15 protein-coding genes and 3 pseudogenes are annotated in these 18,386 nt (G+C 58.9%); 12 read left to right on the top strand and 6 right to left on the bottom strand.

The genetic code is table 11. The annotated features are described in order from the left end of the window. Positions 1 to 112: 112 nt before the first annotated feature. Together ACYZT3_RS17500 and ACYZT3_RS17495 are read left to right on the top strand one after the other, a co-directional pair. Positions 113 to 1,333, top strand: a complete 1,221-nt coding sequence (locus tag ACYZT3_RS17500) for a helix-turn-helix domain-containing protein (protein WP_462030374.1) — start codon at positions 113 to 115, stop codon at positions 1,331 to 1,333. A gap of 35 nt (positions 1,334 to 1,368) precedes the next feature. Next, positions 1,369 to 1,998: a Vgb family protein gene (locus tag ACYZT3_RS17495; protein ID WP_462030373.1), complete on the top strand. Its 630-nt coding sequence runs from the start codon at positions 1,369 to 1,371 to the stop codon at positions 1,996 to 1,998. 16 nt (positions 1,999 to 2,014) lie between these two features. Here ACYZT3_RS17495 and ACYZT3_RS17490 read toward each other — a convergent pair whose 3' ends face one another. Both ACYZT3_RS17490 and ACYZT3_RS17485 read right to left on the bottom strand, forming a co-directional pair. Next, the gene (locus ACYZT3_RS17490) at positions 2,015 to 2,875 is read right to left on the bottom strand and encodes a CAP domain-containing protein (protein ID WP_461979167.1); all 861 of its coding nucleotides are present in this window, start codon (positions 2,873 to 2,875) and stop codon (positions 2,015 to 2,017) included. Positions 2,876 to 2,977: 102 nt separating this feature from the next. Further along, positions 2,978 to 3,868, bottom strand: a complete 891-nt coding sequence (locus ACYZT3_RS17485; RefSeq protein ID WP_462030372.1) for a DMT family transporter — start codon at positions 3,866 to 3,868, stop codon at positions 2,978 to 2,980. A gap of 83 nt (positions 3,869 to 3,951) precedes the next feature. On the opposite strand from ACYZT3_RS17485, the gene ACYZT3_RS17480 reads away from it, so the two are divergent. From ACYZT3_RS17480 to ACYZT3_RS17450, 7 genes are all read left to right on the top strand, one after another. After that, on the top strand, positions 3,952 to 5,283 hold the full coding sequence (locus ACYZT3_RS17480) for an aminotransferase-like domain-containing protein (protein WP_282382722.1): 1,332 nt from the start codon (positions 3,952 to 3,954) through the stop codon (positions 5,281 to 5,283). Positions 5,284 to 5,743: 460 nt separating this feature from the next. After that, complete coding sequence (nosR, locus tag ACYZT3_RS17475) at positions 5,744 to 7,861, top strand: transcriptional regulator NosR (RefSeq protein ID WP_462032391.1); 2,118 nt, start codon at positions 5,744 to 5,746, stop codon at positions 7,859 to 7,861. Between the two features lie 60 nt (positions 7,862 to 7,921). Continuing rightward, positions 7,922 to 9,841 (top strand): TAT-dependent nitrous-oxide reductase, encoded by a 1,920-nt coding sequence (gene nosZ / locus ACYZT3_RS17470; RefSeq protein WP_462030371.1) that lies wholly within the window; start codon positions 7,922 to 7,924, stop codon positions 9,839 to 9,841. Positions 9,842 to 9,879: 38 nt separating this feature from the next. Beyond that, positions 9,880 to 11,178 (top strand): nitrous oxide reductase family maturation protein NosD, encoded by a 1,299-nt coding sequence (locus ACYZT3_RS17465; RefSeq protein ID WP_462030370.1) that lies wholly within the window; start codon positions 9,880 to 9,882, stop codon positions 11,176 to 11,178. Further along, the gene (locus ACYZT3_RS17460) at positions 11,175 to 12,098 is read left to right on the top strand and encodes an ABC transporter ATP-binding protein (RefSeq protein ID WP_282382511.1); all 924 of its coding nucleotides are present in this window, start codon (positions 11,175 to 11,177) and stop codon (positions 12,096 to 12,098) included. Before ACYZT3_RS17465 ends, ACYZT3_RS17460 begins: the two co-directional genes overlap by 4 nt. After that, positions 12,095 to 12,925 (top strand): ABC transporter permease, encoded by an 831-nt coding sequence (locus ACYZT3_RS17455; protein ID WP_282382508.1) that lies wholly within the window; start codon positions 12,095 to 12,097, stop codon positions 12,923 to 12,925. Before ACYZT3_RS17460 ends, ACYZT3_RS17455 begins: the two co-directional genes overlap by 4 nt. 25 nt (positions 12,926 to 12,950) lie before the next feature. Continuing rightward, positions 12,951 to 13,463: a nitrous oxide reductase accessory protein NosL gene (locus ACYZT3_RS17450; RefSeq protein WP_282382503.1), complete on the top strand. Its 513-nt coding sequence runs from the start codon at positions 12,951 to 12,953 to the stop codon at positions 13,461 to 13,463. A 69-nt stretch (positions 13,464 to 13,532) separates the two neighbouring features. Here the strand turns inward: ACYZT3_RS17450 and ACYZT3_RS17445 are convergent, their stop codons facing one another. Beyond that, positions 13,533 to 13,847, bottom strand: a complete 315-nt coding sequence (locus tag ACYZT3_RS17445; protein WP_462030369.1) for a c-type cytochrome — start codon at positions 13,845 to 13,847, stop codon at positions 13,533 to 13,535. 562 nt (positions 13,848 to 14,409) lie between these two features. On the opposite strand from ACYZT3_RS17445, the pseudogene ACYZT3_RS17440 reads away from it, so the two are divergent. Together ACYZT3_RS17440 and ACYZT3_RS17435 are read left to right on the top strand one after the other, a co-directional pair. Continuing rightward, positions 14,410 to 14,493 (top strand): annotated as a pseudogene (locus ACYZT3_RS17440) (peroxiredoxin); the annotation flags it as partial. Between the two features lie 4 nt (positions 14,494 to 14,497). Continuing rightward, positions 14,498 to 14,792 (top strand): annotated as a pseudogene (locus ACYZT3_RS17435) (epoxide hydrolase); the annotation flags it as partial. Positions 14,793 to 14,844: 52 nt separating this feature from the next. On the opposite strand, the gene ACYZT3_RS17430 reads toward ACYZT3_RS17435, so the two are convergent. After that, entirely contained in the window at positions 14,845 to 15,633 is a 789-nt protein-coding gene (locus ACYZT3_RS17430; RefSeq protein ID WP_462030368.1) for an alpha/beta hydrolase, read from the bottom strand. Positions 15,634 to 15,706: 73 nt separating this feature from the next. Here ACYZT3_RS17430 and ACYZT3_RS17425 point away from each other — a divergent pair, with 73 nt between their 5' ends. Beyond that, on the top strand, positions 15,707 to 16,651 hold the full coding sequence (locus ACYZT3_RS17425; RefSeq protein WP_282382496.1) for an aldo/keto reductase: 945 nt from the start codon (positions 15,707 to 15,709) through the stop codon (positions 16,649 to 16,651). Here ACYZT3_RS17425 and ACYZT3_RS17420 read toward each other — a convergent pair. Together ACYZT3_RS17420 and ACYZT3_RS17415 are read right to left on the bottom strand one after the other, a co-directional pair. Beyond that, positions 16,650 to 16,847 (bottom strand): annotated as a pseudogene (locus ACYZT3_RS17420) (glutathione S-transferase N-terminal domain-containing protein); the annotation flags it as partial. The gene ACYZT3_RS17425 and the pseudogene ACYZT3_RS17420 sit on opposite strands and share 2 nt — an antisense overlap. Positions 16,848 to 16,922: 75 nt before the next feature. Beyond that, positions 16,923 to 18,314: an aldehyde dehydrogenase family protein gene (locus tag ACYZT3_RS17415; RefSeq protein ID WP_462030367.1), complete on the bottom strand. Its 1,392-nt coding sequence runs from the start codon at positions 18,312 to 18,314 to the stop codon at positions 16,923 to 16,925. Positions 18,315 to 18,386 lie beyond the last annotated feature (72 nt).

Here is an 18,386-nt window from a genome sequence, read left to right as displayed (position 1 = left end):
GTGCTGAGAAACAAGAGTTGCGAGCGCTTCTGGAAGAGCCTGGTGGAAGATCGTGAATTAGACTAAACACCGAACATCCGACGGTGGGAGTGACAACGGTGGCGGGATTCAGATGGACTCGCTGATCACGGCTGCAGCACAGGCGCTGGCAGCGGGCGATCCGCTTGGCGCGCTGAACCGGGTCGCGTTGCGCGACGATGCGCCGGCGCTGGCGTTGCGCGGTATCGCGATGGCGCAACTCGGCGATCTGGCTCGGGCCAAGGCGCTGGTGCAGAAAGCAGCACGGGCCTTCGGTCCGAAGGAGGCCTTGGCTCGGGCGCGGTGTGTGGTCGCTGAAGCCGAAATCGCGCTGGCCTCCCGGGAATTGGGCTGGTCGGTGAAGGCACTCGACTCGGCGCGGGTAACGCTTGAGGCGCACGGCGATCGAGTGAACGCCGCTCATGCGCGGTATCTGCAGATTCGGCGTTTGCTGCTGATCGGGCATCTCGATGAGGCCGACGTACTGCTCGCTGAGCTTGACCCCGCGCCATTACCGCCGGCATTACGCGCCGCCCACGCACTGGTCGTAGCGGGGGTCGCGATGCGGCGACTCGAGACACAGAAGGCGCGATCAGCACTCTCCAGGGCCGAGCACGCCGCACACGATGCCGGTATTCCTGCGCTGACAGCCGAGGTGGAAAACGCTGTCCTTGCCCTGAACACGCCTGTCGCGCGGCTGATTGCCCGTGGCGAAGAACGGCCTCTGTTGCTGGATGAGGTTGAAGCGCTGCTCGGGTCAACGTCGCTGGTCGTGGACGCGTGTCGCTACGTCGTGCGTGGCGCCGGCATGTCGGTTTCCCTCGCCACACGACCGGTATTGTTCGCCCTCGCACGGGCACTGGCCGAAGCCTGGCCGGCTGACGTGTCGAGGGAAACGCTGATTGCCCGGGCCTTTCGTTTGAAGCTCGCCGATGAGTCCCTTCGCGCGCGGTTGAGGGTCGAAGTCGGGCGGCTGCGTGCGGCGCTTAAACCCTTGGCCGGCGTCACTGCAACCCAACGTGGTTTTACGCTGATTTCGCTGGTTGCCTCCGACGTTGTGGTGCTGGCGCAACCCGTCGAAGAGAAACATGCGGGGGTGTTCGCCTTCCTCGCCGACGGTGAATCGTGGTCGAGCTCCGCCCTGGCACTGGCCGTTGGCGCCAGCCAGCGGACGGTGCAACGGGCACTCGACGAACTGGCCTGCGCGGGCAAGGTGCAGTCGTTCGGTCGCGGCCGGGCACGTCGCTGGATGACCCCGCCGGTGCCAGGTTTCGCGACGACCTTGTTACTCCCGGTGCCACTGCCGGGTGACTAGGATGAACGCCACCCACCCGTGACGAGGAAGCCAACATGAAACAGTCAGCCGCTCAAATCCTTCGCGAATATGGACCCTTTGCCGGTGTCAACAAGGTGCATGGCGTCACCTGGGACGGCCAGCACGTCTGGTTTGCAACCGGCGACAAACTCAATGCCCTGGACCCATCGAGTGGCAAGACACTGCGTTCAATCGACGTCGCTGCCCATGCCGGCACCGCCTTCGACGGCCAGCACCTGTTCCAGATCGCCGACGACCGCATCCACAAAATTGACCCGCAGACCGGCCGTGTACTCGCGACTATCCCGGCGCCTGGCGGCAGTGACTCAGGGCTGACGTGGGCGGAAGGGACGTTGTGGGTTGGTGAGTATCAGGATCGCAAGATTCATCAGATCGATCCCGAGACCGGCGCGATTCTTCGCACTATCGAATCCAACCGCTTCGTCACCGGGGTGACCTGGGTCGATGGGCAGCTGTGGCATGGTACGTGGGAAGGCGATGAGAGTGAGTTACGCCATGTTCATGCGAAGACCGGCGAGGTGCTGGAGAGCGTGAAGCTGCCGGCCGGCGTTGGGGTGTCGGGGCTTGAATCGGACGGTGGCGATCAGTTCTTCTGCGGCGGCGGTGGCAGTGGAAAGGTGAGGGCGGTGCGGCGCCCCAAATAAGGCGCCGCTCAATCACTCAAGGCGCCCCAAACAACATCGTCCAGTAAACCCCCTCATCGCTGCGTGCGTCCGCTGCATAGGCCGCACCCATCTGGGTAAACATCGGGTTCATCAAGTTGGCGCAATGCCCTGGACTGGCCAGCCAACCCGACATTGCCTTGCCGGGTGAACCCTGACCAGCAGCGATGTTCTCGCCGATCTGCCGGCCACGGAAACCAGCAGCTCGCGCTCGGTCCGCGGGCATCTCACCGTCGGGGTCTTGGTGTGCAAAGTAGTTGCCGTAGGCCATCGCTTTGCTGTGCCCTTGCGCCGCAGCGCCCAAGGCTGCGTTCCAGGCCAATGGCCGTGCGGCGGCGAAGCGCTGACGACCGCAGAGGCGTGGCGTTGAACGTGCCGCATTGACCTGTGCCAGCAACGCCTTGCTGACCGCTCGCGTATCGCCCACCTGATTGTCGAGCACCGGCCGCGCCAGCACGATCTGCCACTCGCTCCGGGCGCGACTGACGCCAATGTCGGCGAACTGGGTATCGAGCAACGCCGCGCAGTGATCGCTCTGAAGCATGTCGAAGGCCTCATCGGCATCCCGCGCACCGACCACACGTAGGGTGCGCACCGTCACCGCCTGATAGCCGGACGCTTTCAATCTATCGCGCAATCCGCCGCCATAGCCGATCGGCAAGGCCAGGTTCGACTTCAACGCCAGCGGCGATAACGCTCGACCCGCGCGCCCCGAGCAGCGATCGGGGTGAGCGCGGTAATCGTTGATGGCTTCCACCAATTGCCTTTCGGCACCGGCGTGGGCGGGGTTGGCGAACAGGGAAAACAGAGGAATGAAACAGAGCGAGGCAACGCGAAAGGACAGGAGGGTTTGGCGCATGGATGGACAGCTCTGAGCGGGCAAGTGGATTTCACGGCTCGGCTATGACTGGCGCTTCAACACAAGGTTCACTAACGCAAGGGATCTATTTGTCGCGCCCGTTCACTTCGAAAACTTTCGCGCCCCGGCAACGCAAAGGATCACCGCGACGGTAACCCCCAGCATGCCAATGCTGACCTGCTCGTGAAGCAGCGTGGCCGCCAGCGCCAAGCCAAAAAACGGCTGTAGCAGCTGAAGCTGGCCGACGGCAGCAATCCCCCCTTGGGCAAGCCCGCGGTACCAGAAGACGAAACCGATCAGCATGCTGAAGATCGATACGTAAGCCAGGCTAATCCACGCGGGTGTCGTAATTCCCGAGAACGAAGCAGGCGCCAATAACCCGGTCAGCGGGATCATGACGGGCAGCGACAGCACCAAGGCCCAAGAGATCACCTGCCAGCCACCCAGTGTTCTGGAAAGCTTCGCACCTTCGGCATAGCCCAGCCCGCAGGCGAGGATGGCCAGCAGCATGAGGATGTCGCCTGTCGCAGAAGCTGTCAGGCCTTGAGAGACCGCAAACCCCACGACCAACGCGCTTCCCAGGACCGAGAAGAACCAGAACACCGGCCGTGGACGCTCCCCTGCGCGCAATACGCCGAACACCGCCGTGGCGAGCGGCAACAGGCCAACGAAGACGATGGAATGCGCCGACGTCACGTACTGAAGCGCCAGCGCCGTCAGCAGCGGAAACCCGACTACAACGCCCATCGCCACGATCATCAGGGGCAGAAGTTGACGCTTGGCGGGACGATTTTCTTTAAACAGCACAAGCATGCAAAGCGCCAGAACCCCGGCAATCGCCGCTCGGGCAACGGTCAGGAAGACCGGGTCGAATTCCAGCACGGCCAACCGTGTGGCTGGCAGCGAGCCGCTGAAAATCAGCACGCCGATGAACCCGTTGAGCCATCCGCTCGCGGTCTTTTCCGTCGTTGGGTTTTGCAGGATCCGTTCCATGTGAGGGCACTCTCAATTTGCAGAGATCCATCGTATGATCGACGGTCACTACAATCAAAAAATTGTCATGGATACATCTCGACATGCCTCGCTCACGGTACAAGTCATTAGTGGATGCTTTTGCGGCTGACATCCGGTCGGGACGATTGTTGCCGGGCACGCGATTGCCAACGCATCGTCAGCTTGCAGCGACAGAAGGGCTGGCGCTGGTGACCGCCACTCGGGTCTATGCAGAGCTCGAAGCCATGGGCCTGGTCAGTGGGGAGACGGGGCGAGGAACGTTCGTGAGGGAGACTTCGTTGCCGCCTGGCTTGGGTATCGACCAGAAAAACGTTGCCGTCGGAATGACCGACCTCAACTTCAACTACCCCTCGCTGCCAGGGCAGGCGGAACTCTTGCGCAATGCGCTGCGCCAGCTCGCGTCGGGCGGTGATCTGGAGTCGCTGTTGCGCTACCAGCCACACGCCGGGCGTGCGCATGAGCGCGCCTCTGTGGCGCGCCATTTGCTCGCCCGAGGACTGACGGTGGATGCCGAGCAAGTGTTAGTGGTCAGTGGTGCTCAGCATGGACTGGCCGTGACGATGATGGCGCTGCTGCAACCCGGTGATGTGATTGCAGCGGATGCGCTGACCTATTCAGGATTCATCGTGCTGGCCGAAGCCTTGCACCTTGAAATCGTGCCCATTCCCGTGACCGAGCATGGACCTGATCTGGAGGCACTGGACCGCCTGTGCCTTCGTCGCCGCGTGCGGGCGGTGTACACGATGCCGACGCTGCACAATCCGCTGGGGTGGGTCATGAGTGCCGATCAGCGCGAGTCGCTGGTGACGATTGCGCGCCGGCATGACTTGCTCATCATCGAGGACGCCGCTTATGCCTTCCTTGCCGAGGACCCGCCGGCACCGTTAGCGCAACTCGCCCCCGAGCGGACCGTTTACGTTTCAGGGCTCTCCAAGAGTGTGGCCACCGGATTGCGCGTAGGTTTCGTCGCAGCCCCCGCCGAAAAAGTGCCTGCCTTGGAGCGAACGATCAGGGCGACCACCTGGAATACCCCGGGCGTGCTGACGGCGATCACGAGCACGTGGCTCGACGATGGCACGGTCATGCAGTTGGAAGCTGAAAAACGCCGGGATGCGCAGGCCAGGCAAGCCATCGCCACAGAAGTGCTGATGGGGCTTGCGTGCGTTCGTCACCCGTCGTCGTATTTTCTTTGGCTGCCTTTATCTGAAGATGCAAGAGCTGACCAGATTGCCGCGGCGCTGATGCGTGAAAAAGTGGCGGTTTCAACCGCTGAGCCTTTTGCTACTTCTGCTCATGTACCGCATGCGATCCGCTTGGCGCTGGGGTCAGCGGAGATGGGCGCACTGCGTGAGGCGCTTGAAAAAGTTAAGTGGGTGATTGGTGCTTATTCATAGCCTGAAGAGGGTCGCTTTGACCCATTGCAGGCGTTCTCCAATGTTCGCTGTAAGCAATAATCAGTAGGCGATAGCTATTAGATCTCTATGTTCGTTGAAGAGGGTGGATTATTATCGCGCCGTAGATTCTCCTGAAGTGGCCAGAAATAATACGGATTGAGTAGATGGGTGATTGTTTGTGCACAAGGCGTTGTTGGGTCTCTGTTAAATTTATATTGAACTATTTGAGATATCTTATATTGAAAGTTTTCGCAGGCGAGTGGCGGAATATGTTTGCTATGTCCGTGACGAAGGAGGCGTGTTGAAGAAATAAGTCCAATAAAGAGGCGTCGGAGCGTAAATGTTTCCCTGCGGGTCATCCAATAGAGATCAATCGCTCAGCGAACCCATGATTATTCCTGCGTGTTCAAAGTTCAGTGTCCTGCGCCCATTCAAATATGGGCAAATACTTCTGTTGGTCATGTTGTTTTGTGGCTGTTTTGGATTACAAGCGAAGGAGTACGGCGGACTGGAGCAGCAGCGGATAGAAAAACCCTTTCCTGACAGCGATAACCTTTCCGAGCCTACGGGCGAGTTCAAGGTTCGCACCATCAGCACCGGAAAAACGCTACTCGGTTATGTGTTCCAGAGTCAGGACGTGGTGGATATTCCGGCCTATTCGGGCAAGCCGATTAACATGCAGGTCATCCTCGATACCCACGGTGTCATCCAGGATGCCTACGTACTGGAACACCATGAGCCGATTCTGCTGATCGGCATTCCCGTGGAAAAGCTTCATGCCTTCGATGCCAAATATAAAGGGATCAAGGCCGGCCAAAGGGTGGTCGTCGGTCACTCCAGTGATCCAGAGGCGGTGACAGTCGACGGTATTTCTGGAGCGACGGTAACCGTCATGGTGGTCAATGAGATCATCATGCGCGCTGCGCACAAGGTGGCCGTATCGCTGAAACTGATTGAGGACAAGGGCGGCGCAGCACAGAAGCCCGCCACCGTGCGCCAGGACTTTTACGAACCCGCCACCTGGGAGCAACTGACCGGCAACGGCGCCATCCGCCGGTTGAATTTGACCCGTGGTCAGGTCGACGCCGCCTTCAAAGGTACGGAGGCCGAGGATCTCGACAATGCCGCTGTCGATCAAGTTGATGACACCTTTATCGAGCTCTACACCGCCGATTTGAACCCGCCAGCCATCGGTCGCAATTTGCTGGGTGACAATCAGTACCGTTTCCTTATGCAGGATCTCAAACCCGGCGAGCAGGCCATCGCAGTACTGGGGCGTGGCCTGTATTCCTATAAAGGTTCGGGTTATGTGCGCGGCGGGATTTTCGATCGGGTGCAATTGCGCCAGTTCGGCAACGTCATCAGCTTTCGCGACATGGACCATCAACGGCTCTCCGACGTGTTTGCCAAGGGCATGCCGGAGTTTACTGAAATGTCGATTTTCATCGTGCGCGAACCGGCCCGGTTTGACCCAGGATCGCCTTGGTCCATGGAGTTACTGGTGCGTCGCCAGACCGGCGCGGTCAACGGCGTGTTCAGTAGCTTCGAGCTGTCGTACCAACTGCCCGAACAATACCTTTTGCGTCCACCGCCCAGCGCCGAAGAACTGGCCGCCATCGAGGTTGCCAACAGACCGGCGTGGGTCAATATCTGGTACCAGAAAGCGTTTCAGATCGGGATCCTTTGCACGGCCCTTGCTGTGTTGATGGTGATTTTGTTCCTGCAGGACACCTTCACCCAATACCCGCGCTTCCTGCATTGGCTGCGTCGCGTCTATTTGGTTTTCACCGTGGTGTTCATCGGCTGGTATGCCCTGGGGCAGATTTCGGTGGTCAATGTCCTGACCTTCGCCCATGCCCTGTTTGAGAACTTCCGCTGGGAACTGTTTCTGACGGACCCGATTGTTTTCATCCTCTGGACCTTTACCGCCGCCAGCATTCTGCTCTGGGGCCGTGGCGTGTTCTGTGGCTGGTTATGCCCCTTCGGCGCCTTGCAGGAACTGATCAACGAAGCCTCGCGCAAACTCAAAGTTCCACAATTTGAATTGCCCTTCGCGTTGCATGAACGCTTGTGGGCCGTGAAGTACATCATTCTGCTGGTGTTGTTCGGCATCTCCCTGGAGTCGATGACCACCGCCGAGCAATTTTCCGAGGTGGAACCGTTCAAGACCGCCATCACCCTCAAGTTCGATCGCCAGTGGTGGTTCGTGGCCTACGCGGTGGCGCTGCTGGTCATCAACATCTTCACGCGCAAAGTCTATTGCCGCTACGTCTGCCCGTTGGGCGCCGCGCTGGCTATCCCCAGCAAGCTGCGTCTGTTCGACTGGCTCAAACGCCGCAAGGAATGCGGCACGCCCTGCCAGCTGTGCGCCAAGGAATGCGAGATCCAGGCGATCCACCCGGATGGCCACATCAACGCCAACGAGTGCCATTACTGCCTCGATTGCCAGATGACCTACCACAACGAAAACAAGTGCCCGCCACTGGTGCTCAAGAACAAGCGCAAGACGCGGGACAAGCCAGCGCCTTTCCCTCAAAGCCCCGACCTGATTCCGGTTGTGCAAGTGTTTGAGCCCTGACCCGGAACAAGCATCGATTGACCGAGCTTACTCATATCTGCCCCCGATGGAGCAAAACCCATGAGCGATAAAAAGTCGAAAAACGATGATGAAGCAATGAATGGCGCAGGCCTTAACCGACGCGGTTTTCTGGGTGTCTCAGCCCTGACCGGCGTTGCGCTGGCGGGTGGTACGGCGTTGGGTAGCGCGGTATTCAGCCGCGAGTCCTGGGCCGCGGCGGTCAAGGACGCGCAGTCGAAAATTCATGTGGGGCCGGGCGAACTGGATCAGTACTACGGTTTCTGGAGCGGCGGCCATCAGGGTGAAGTGCGGATCATGGGCATTCCGTCGATGCGCGAGTTGTTGCGTGTTCCGGTGTTCAACGTCGATTCCGCCACCGGCTGGGGCCTGACCAACGAAAGCAAACGGGTCATGGGCGATAGCGCCCATTTCCAGAATGGCGATTGCCACCACCCGCATTTGTCCATGACCGACGGCAAGTACGACGGCAAGTACCTGTTCATCAATGACAAGGCCAACAGCCGCGTTGCGCGTATCCGTCTGGACATCATGAAGTGCGACAAGATGCTCACCGTGCCGAACGTGCAGGCCATTCACGGGTTGCGTCTGCAGAAAATGCCCCACACCCAATATGTGTTTGCCAATTCCGAGTTCGTCATTCCGCACCCCAATGACGGCAGCACCTTCGACCTGCAGGACAAGAACAGCTACACGATGTTTAACGTCATTGACGCCGAAAAAATGGAGATGGCCTTCCAGGTCATCGTCGACGGCAACCTCGATAACACCGACGCCGATTACACCGGCAAGTATGCGGCCTCTACCTGCTACAACTCGGAGAGGGCCTATGACCTGGGCGGCATGATGCGCAATGAACGCGACTGGGTGGTGGTGTTCAACATCCAGCGCATCGAAGCGGCGATCAAGGCCGGCAAGTTCATCACGGTGGGTGACGCCAAGTCGCCGGTGGTCGACGGTCGTAAAAGCGAGGGCAAGGACAGCGAGTTCACGCGCTATATCCCGGTGCCGAAGAACCCTCACGGGATCAATATGTCGCCCGATGGCAAGTACTTCATCGCCGCCGGCAAACTCTCGCCCACCTGCACGATCATCGCCACCGCCAAGCTGGATGATCTGTTCGACGACAAATTCAAAGACCCGCGCGACGTGGTGGTCGGCGAGCCCGAACTGGGGCTGGGGCCGCTCCACACCACCTACGATGGTCGCGGTAACGCCTACACCACCTTGTTCATCGACAGTCAGGTGGTGAAATGGAACGTCGATGAAGCCGTACGCGCCTACACCGGCGAGAAGGTCAACTACATCAAGCAGAAACTCGATGTGCATTACCAGCCGGGCCACAACCATGCATCATTGACCGAAACCAGTGAGGCTGACGGCCAGTGGCTGGTGGTGCTCAGCAAGTTTTCCAAGGACCGTTTCCTGTCGACCGGTCCGCTGCACCCGGAAAACGATCAGCTGATCGATATTTCCGGCGACGAGATGAAATTGGTGCACGACGGCCCGGCCTTCGCCGAACCTCACGATTGCGTCATGGCCCGTCGTGACCAGATTCGGACCAAAAAGATCTGGGACCGCGACGATCCGTTTTTCGCCGAGACCGTGGCGATCGCCACCAAAGACGGGATCAAGCTGGAGACCGACAACAAGGTCATCCACGACGGCAAGAAAGTGCGCGTCTACATGACCTCAATGGCCCCGGTCTATGGTGTCACGGAGTTCACTGTCAAGCAGGGTGATGAAGTCACCGTGACCATCACCAACATCGATAAGGTGGAGGACGTGAGCCACGGGTTCGTTATGACTAACCACGGCGTGAGCATGGAAATCAGCCCGCAGCAGACGTCCTCGATCACCTTTGTCGCCGACAAGCCGGGGTTGCACTGGTATTACTGCAGCTGGTTCTGTCATGCGTTGCACATGGAAATGGTCGGCCGAATGCTCGTCGAGAAGGCTTGAGCGGCTGGGCGTATCAGGGCCGCGAAAAGGTGAACGCAGTGTTCAGACCCCTGGCAAATGACTCACTACACGGCACGGCACTTTTGGTATTGGTGTTTCTATCGGCATTCGCCCAGGCGTCGCCACGGCCCATCACCGAGCTGCCCCTGCAACCCGATGGCGATCACCACTGGAAGCTGCCGGCCGGAGAGTACCAAGGGCAGTTCAGTGTCGATCAGCCGATGCAGATCGATTGCGAGAAAGGTGCGGTCATCAATGCGCAGGGGCAGGGCAACGCTCTGTTCATCAGCGCCCCCGACGTGCGGATCGAGGGCTGCACATTGCTCGACTGGGGGCGGGACATGACGGCTATGAACGCAGCGATTTTCATCGGTCCCAAAGCCCAGGGGGCGGTGATACGCGACAACCGCATGAAAGGGCCAGGTTTCGGCATCTGGGTGGACAGCACCCACGACGTCAGCCTGATTGACAATGACATCGAAGGCGACCCGAGCATTCGCTCCCAGGATCGCGGCAATGGGATTCATCTGTTTGCCGTGCACGGCGCCCAGGTGATCGGTAATCACGTGCGACAGACCCGCGACGGGATCTACATCGACACCTCGAACCGCAACTTGCTGCAGGGCAATACCCTGGAAGACCTGCGCTACGGCGTGCATTACATGTACGCCAACGACAACCAGTTGCTCGGCAACACCACCCGCCGTACACGCACCGGCTATGCCTTGATGCAGAGCCGCAAGTTGACGGTGATTGGCAACCGTTCCGAGCAGGACGAGAGCTATGGCATCCTGATGAACTACATTACCTATTCCGAGCTTCGCGACAACGTCGTCAGCGACGTGCGCAGCGGTTCCGCCGATGGCGGTATGGTCAGCGGTGCCGAGGGTAAGGCGCTGTTCATCTACAACTCGCTGTTCAATGTCATTGAACACAATCACTTCGAGCGCAGCGCCGTGGGTATTCACCTTACCGCTGGCTCCGAAGACAACCGGATCGCCGACAACGCCTTCGTCGACAATCAGCAGCAAGTCAAATACGTCGCCACCCGCTTACAGGAATGGTCAGCCGAGGGGCGGGGCAATTACTGGAGCGATTACCTGGGCTGGGATCGCAATAACGATGCGGTGGGCGACGTGATCTACGAACCCAACGACAACGTCGACCGTCTGCTGTGGCTGTACCCACAGGTCCGTCTGTTGATGAATAGCCCGAGCATTCAATTACTGCGTTGGGTTCAGAGCAGTTTCCCCGTGACGAAATCGCCGGGGGTCAAAGACAGTTACCCGTTGATGAACCTTCCGGCGATGCCTCAGACACAGCGGCCGACCTTATGAACGCCGTCGAGATCGAAGGGGTAAGCCAGCGTTACGCAAGCATGACCGTGTTGCACGATCTGACACTGAGTCTGGGAGAAGGCGAGGTGTTGGGACTGTTTGGCCACAATGGTGCGGGCAAAACCACGGTGATGAAACTGATCCTTGGCTTGCTTAATGCCAGCGCTGGTCAGGTGCGCGTACTCGGTTGCCGACCCGCACAAGCCGACGTGCGTCGCCAACTCGGTTACCTGCCGGAAAACGTGACGTTCTACCCGCAACTCAGTGGCCGCGAAACCCTTCGGTATTTCGCCCGCCTCAAGGGAGCCGCACTGACGCAAGCGGACGAATTGCTCGACCAGGTCGGGCTTACGGGGGCCGCAGACCGACGGGTGAAAACCTATTCCAAGGGCATGCGCCAGCGGCTGGGCCTGGCTCAGGCGGTGCTCGGCCAGCCGCGTCTGCTGCTGTTGGACGAACCCACTGTCGGGCTGGACCCGATCGCTACCCAGGATCTTTACCTGTTGATCGACCGTCTGCGCCAACAGGGCGCGAGCATCATCCTTTGCTCCCATGTGCTGGCAGGCGTCGAAGCGCATATCAACCGTGCGGCAATCTTGGCCAATGGCTGCTTACAGGCGATCGGGAGTCTGTCCAGACTGCGTGAAGACGCCGACTTGCCGGCGCGGATCCGGGCCAGTGGTCTTTGCCGACGCGAGCAGTGGTTGCAGCGCTGGAATGCCGCCGGGCACACCGCCACGGCCATGGGCGGCAACGGGGTCGAGGTGATGGCTGTCAATGGCCACAAAGTTGATCTGCTACGCCAGTTGTTCCACGAGGATCAACCGCAGGATATCGAGATACTGCAACCGTCCCTCGAAGACCTCTACGGCTATTACATGAGTCGTGCGACCACCGGCACAGAAGGTATTCATCCATGATGCAGATCTGGAATATCGCCGGTAAGGAATTCAGTGACGGGCTGCGCAATCGTTGGCTGCTGGCAATCAGTCTGTTGTTCGCCATTCTGGCGGTGGGTATCGCCTGGCTCGGCGCGGCGGCGTCCGGGCAAGTGGGTTTCACTTCCATCCCGGCAACCATCGCCAGTCTGGCCAGCCTGGCGACGTTCCTGATGCCGCTGATTGCGCTGCTGCTGGCCTACGATGCCATCGTTGGCGAGGACGAGGGCGGCACGCTGATGCTATTGCTGACCTATCCGCTGGGCCGTGGCCAAATCCTGCTGGGCAAGTTTGTCGGTCATGGTCTGATCCTGGCCCTGGCCACACTGATCGGGTTTGGCTGTGCCGCCGTGGCCATTGCCTTGCTGGTCGATGATGTCGATGTGGGAATGCTGCTCTGGGCGTTCGGCCGCTTCATGGTGTCTTCCACGCTGCTGGGCTGGGTATTCCTGGCCCTGGCCTACGTGCTGAGCAGCAAGGCCAGCGAAAAATCCAGCGCAGCCGGGATGGCCTTGGGCGTGTGGTTTCTCTTCGTGCTGGTATTCGACCTGGCGCTGCTGGCGTTGCTTGTGCTCAGTAAAGGCACGTTCAACCCGGATCTATTGCCGTGGTTGCTGCTGCTCAACCCGACCGACATTTATCGCTTGATCAACCTCTCCGGTTTCGAAGGCAGCGGTAATGCCGTCGGCCTTATGGCATTGAGCAGCGATTTACCGGTGCCGGCTTCGTTGCTATGGCTCTGTTTGCTGCTCTGGGTAGGGGTTTCGCTGCTGTTGGCTTATTGGATGTTTCGCGGTCGGCTGACTTGATTTTTTTACGCTCGGGACAATTGATATGAACACTCTGTACCTGGCCGGGGCCCGTGTCCTGGTCGTCATCATTACTTGTTTGGGGTTAGCGGCGTGCAACGATCGCGCAGAGGAAAAGCCAACCCTTGGGCCCGTGGCCTTCCATCAAAGTGACGAATGTCATGTCTGTGGGATGGTCATCGCCGACTTTCCGGGGCCCAAAGGTCAGGTCGTGGAAAAAGGCACGGTCAAGAAGTTCTGCTCCACCGCGGAAATGCTCGGGTGGTGGCTTCAACCGGAGAATCACCACACGGATGCGAAATTGTATGTGCACGACATGGGGAAAAGTGCCTGGGAGAAACCCGACGACCATTATCTGATTGACGCAACCAAAGCCTACTATGTCGTCGGCACTCGGCTTAAAGGTTCCATGGGTGTTGTTCTGGCGTCATTTTCCGAGGAGGCCACCGCACGCAAACTGGCCAGTGAGCAGGGCGGCAGGGTGTTGCGTTTTGAGGAAATCGATCTGACGCTTTTACAGCAAACCCCGACGATGTAGCCGAGCGACCCGTTTCGCAGAAGAGAGCGGGCTCGCTTCTGCGGTGTGGGTGTTTTTATTTGGGCAATCTTACTTCAGCGTCAGGATCCAGTCGGCCAAGGTCTTTGCTTCTTCGTCGGTCACCTGGTTGGCCGGCATTGCTATTGGCCCCCATTTGCCTGTACTGCCTTCTTTGATGCTCTTGGTCAGCGTGGTGGATGCATCGGCTTGGCCGGCGTACTTGGCGGCAACTTCCTTGTAGCTTGGACCGACCATTTTGGCGTCGATCATATGGCAGCCCACGCAAGCTTTGCTCTTGAAGAGCGCCTCGCCATCAATGGCTTGAGCTGACTGCAAAGTCAGCGCGGCACCCAAGGCCAGCAGTGGAACAAGAATACTTTTCATCAGTGTCTCCTCAGACAAAGAAGCAGATTCGAATGACCCGCCCCGGTTTATCCAACAGGCATCGTGTTGAATATTATGAAGTTTGAATTTGTCGTTCAGGCAAAACTCATCACTGCACAGTTGATTATTTTAGTCGGTCATCGGTTTTGTTGAAAAACAGGTGTGCTGCTTTTGTTGGAGGATTGATTTTCAGTAAACGTTCACTTTATTAGCACGCATGGGGAAGCGCGATGTTAATGATCGAGCGTAAAAGTTATTGGCTCTTTGTTGATTGGGTTGCATTCAGGGAACCGGTCGCTAACGTAATCGGTCGCTTTTCGGGCTGAAATACTGTCTGAATTGATCAGGTATTAATAATATAGCGGGCTGAATTTAATGATTTAAATAGTAGTTTGGGAGTTGTTGATTTAACCATTGGAGAACTAATTAGTTGACTTAATCCGGGTGTTAGATGGGGCCAACAATCAGCTCGTACATCCCAATGCTTGCTTGCCTGGTCGATACGCTCACGGAGGGCAATCTTTTTAATCCAGCATTTTCAATCAGGAGATCATCATGACCCATGATCGAAAAAGTACTGTACACCGCCAAAGTTCACACCTCGGGTGGGCGGGATGGCGCATCACGCAGCGATGATGGACGTCTCCATTGACATCACGCTGTACTGGCTAACGAATAGCGGCGCCTCCGCAGCAAGGCTCTACTGGGAGAACAGGGGGCGAAGCCCGCTTTCTTCGGTCGCACAGAAGACCACCGAGATTTCGCTGCCGGTGGCCGTCACCGTGCTTCCAGAGGATGTCTACTGCCCCAGAAACATGGGCCCGGCGCGCCTATACCAACCTGATCTACTTCCACCAGGCCCACAAGGGCGGCCACTGCGCGGCTTGGGAACAGCCTCAGCTCTTTACCGAGGAACTTCGCGCGGCGTTCCGATCGATGCGCTAAGTCGCAAGGCGCGCACTTGCGGTTTTCACTCGCGTGGCCGAAAAGCGGCCACTTACAAACCATCGCCCAACACCTTGAGGTACTCGGGACTCTCGGATATCGAATTGTGCCCCGTTCCCGGTATGACCTTCAGCGACGCCACCCCGTTGGCGAAATGCGTGAAGAGCCGCTCGGTGCTGGTACGCGGTATCACTTCGTCGTGCTCAGCGGCGATCAAGAGCGTCGGCACCGTGATGTGGGCGGCGTACTTCCAGGATTCAAAGGTGTCCTTGAGCAACCACTTCACCGGGAAAATGGGGAACTGCCGGGCGGCGAGTTCTTCAAGGCTGTTGTAGGGCGTGATCAGCACCAGACGCGCCGCCGGGCGTTGGCTGGCGAGGCGCACCGCGACGCCCGAGCCCAGGCTGCGACCGACAACCGTAATGTGTGGATGGGTGGCGTAGACCTGGTCAAACAAGGTCATGGCGTCGCGCGAAATCATCTCCTCGGAGGGCGATCCGGAACTGCCACCGTAGCTTCTGTAGTGAAGCAAGTAGAGGGCGTGATTGGCAAAGGCTTTGGAAAACGAAGGCAGGCTCCGGGAGACGTCCTCGGCATTTCCACCGAAATAGAGCAACGCTTTGGGCCCCTCGTGCGGTCTGACGGATACCAGCACCTGCGCGTCGGCGACCGACAGCGTGAGCAACGTTGCCGATGTGCCGACAGCGCGGGGTTGCGGGAAGTAGATGAGGGTGCGTTGGAAGATGAACAGCGCAGCGCACAGCACCAGATACACCGCGGCAATGATGACGACGAGGGACACCAGTGTTCGTGACATTCGGCTAACTTTAGTGGGTGGCATTGGCGGCTCTGGCCGGAAGACGGCTATCGCTTGATCGCTGTCAGAGTGTAGTAGACCGATAGCAGGCAATTCCATGAGCCACACTGATGGGTACACGCGTCGCAGAATACTCACGCTGGTTGCCGGTGTTTCGGCGGTTTTCACCTTCGATCCGGCCTTTGCAGCATCCACGCCGTCGACGGAAACAGGAGGCAAGAACATGCTGACCCGGGCCATTCCATCCAGCGACGAGCCATTACCGATCGTCGGGCTGGGCACGTATCGCGGCTTTGATGTCGAGCCTTCAAGTCCCGCCTACAAGCAGCTGCCAGCTGTTCTCCGTGCGCTGTTCGAGAAGGGCGGGACGGTGATCGACGGTTCGCCCATGTACGGTCGCGCCGAACAGACGACCGGTGAACTGCTGTCGATTCATGAGCCGCGCTCGCCAGCCTTTCTGGCCACCAAAGTGTGGACCCGTGGCCGCGAAGAAGGCATCGCGCAGATGGAACAGTCTTTCAAATTGTTGCAGACCGACCGTATCGACCTGATGCAGATTCACAACCTGCTGGACTGGAAAACCCATTTGCCCACGCTGCGCAAATGGAAAGAAGAAGGGCGCATTCGCTACATCGGCATCACCCATTACACGGCGTCGGCGTATGACGAGGTGGAAGCGGTGCTCAAGGCTGAGCCGTTGGACTTTTTGCAGATCAATTATGCACTGGACGATCGCGGTGTCGAGAAACGCATCCTGCCGCTGTGTCGTGAGCGGGGCGTGGCGGTGATCTGCAATCGGCCATTCGGCGGCGGTGATTTGCTCGCCCGCTTGAAGGGCAAGCCATTGCCGCGCTGGGCCGCGGATGTGAGGGTCAATAGCTGGCCGCAACTGGCGTTAAAGTTCCTGCTGTCTCATTCGGCGGTGACTTGCGTCATCCCCGGGACCGGCAACCCGCGTTACATGGCGGAAAATGCCGGTGCGGGGTTCGGCCCGATGCTGACGGGGGCGCAACGCGAGCAGTTGATTGACGTGGTGGGGTAGGCGCGTTGCGCTGGCGAGCGTGGTCGTGGATGACCGGGAATTTGCCGATCGGCCATAGCGCTTGCAGCGCTGCTCTGTCTGCATCGTTCGCGAGATCGATGATCCGCTTTTCGAATTCAACAGCGTTTTCGTAGAGCGCGATGAGCACTTTGTGGCAGAACGATGACAGCGGATTGTAGTAAAGCGTCAGCGACATCTTCAGAGCTGTATTACTTGAACGAATAGAGCGCGAGCGCCTGGGAGCCCAAGACTCCCAGGCAGCTTGATGCGATCAGCGCCGATCCAGCCACACCGTCTGGGCATTGCAGAATTCGCGCACACCGAAATGCGACAGCTCACGGCCAAAGCCACTTTTCTTCACGCCGCCGAAGGTGACACGCGGGTCGGATGCGCAATAACCATTGATGAACACGCCACCGGTTTCCAACTCACCGGCCATCTGTTGGGCAAGCTCGACGTTGCGTGTGTAAAGGGTTGAGGCGAGGCCGAATTCACTGTCATTCGCCAGTTCCAGTGCATGCGCTGCATCTCGCGCCGTGATGATCGACGCCACCGGGCCAAACAGTTCCTGTTTGAACGAGGTCATCTGGTCAGTGACATCACTGAAGACCGTAGGCTCGTAAAAGTTGCCGGGGCCTTCAGCCTTCTTCCCGCCCATCAACAACGTCGCGCCTTCTTCCAGGGTGTCGCGCACTTGTTGATCGAGTTCATCACGCAGATCAAAGCGGGCCATGGGGCCGATGTAGGTGTCGGTGGCCAGTGGATCACCGACCACCAGTTTGCGCGTGGCGTCGACGAACTTGCGCGTGAACTCCTCGACAATGCCTTGCTCGACAATCAGGCGTTTGGCGGCCGCGCAGACTTGCCCGGTGTTTTGGTAACGACCAATCACGGCGGCTTTGACCGCTTCGTCGAGGTCGGCATCGTTGAGCACAATGAAGGGGTCGGAGCCACCCAGTTCCAGTACACACTTCTTCAGCGCCGCACCGGCTTGAGCGCCGATGGCCATGCCGGCTCGCACGCTGCCGGTGAGGGTCACCGCCGCGATGCGTGGATCGGCGATTGCGGTGGAGACGCCGTCCGGCGTGACATTGATGACCTCGAACACACCTTCGGGAAAGTCGGCGCGATTGAAGGCTTCCCGCAACAGATAAGCGCTGCCCATCACGTTTGGCGCATGTTTGAGCACGTAGGTGTTGCCGGCGATCAGCGCTGGAACGGCGCCGCGCAGGACCTGCCAGATCGGGAAATTCCACGGCATGACGGCGAGAATCGGACCGAGCGGGCGATATTCAATGCGCGCTTTTCCACCTTCAACCAGCGTCGGTTCAGCGCTCAGCATGGCGGGGCCGTGCTCGGCATACCACTCGCAGAGCTGCGCACACTTTTCGATTTCGCCGCGCGCCTGAGTGATCGGCTTGCCCATCTCCAGGGTGATCATGTTCGCCATTGCTGCGGCGTTGTCGCGCAATGCCTGAGCCAGGGCGATCAACAGCTGCGAGCGTTGGTCAACGGGTTTGCTGCGCCAGACGCGGAACCCGGCAGCGGCGCGGGCAAGGGCGGCGTCCAGTGCCGATGCGGATTCGAAAGGGTAGTGGCCGATCTGCTCGCCGTTGACGGGGTTGATCGAAATGGCATGGGTAAGGCTGGAAACTTGGGTCATGGCACCGTCCTGCGAGGTGGGAGTGCGCTCAGGTTACGGTGGTGTTTGTTTTCTGAAAACTGAATAATACTG

The sequence above is a fragment of the Pseudomonas sp. MDT1-16 genome (assembly GCF_054898115.1).
Note: the sequence above shows the minus strand (reverse complement) of the source record. Positions and strands in the feature narration are given on the sequence as shown.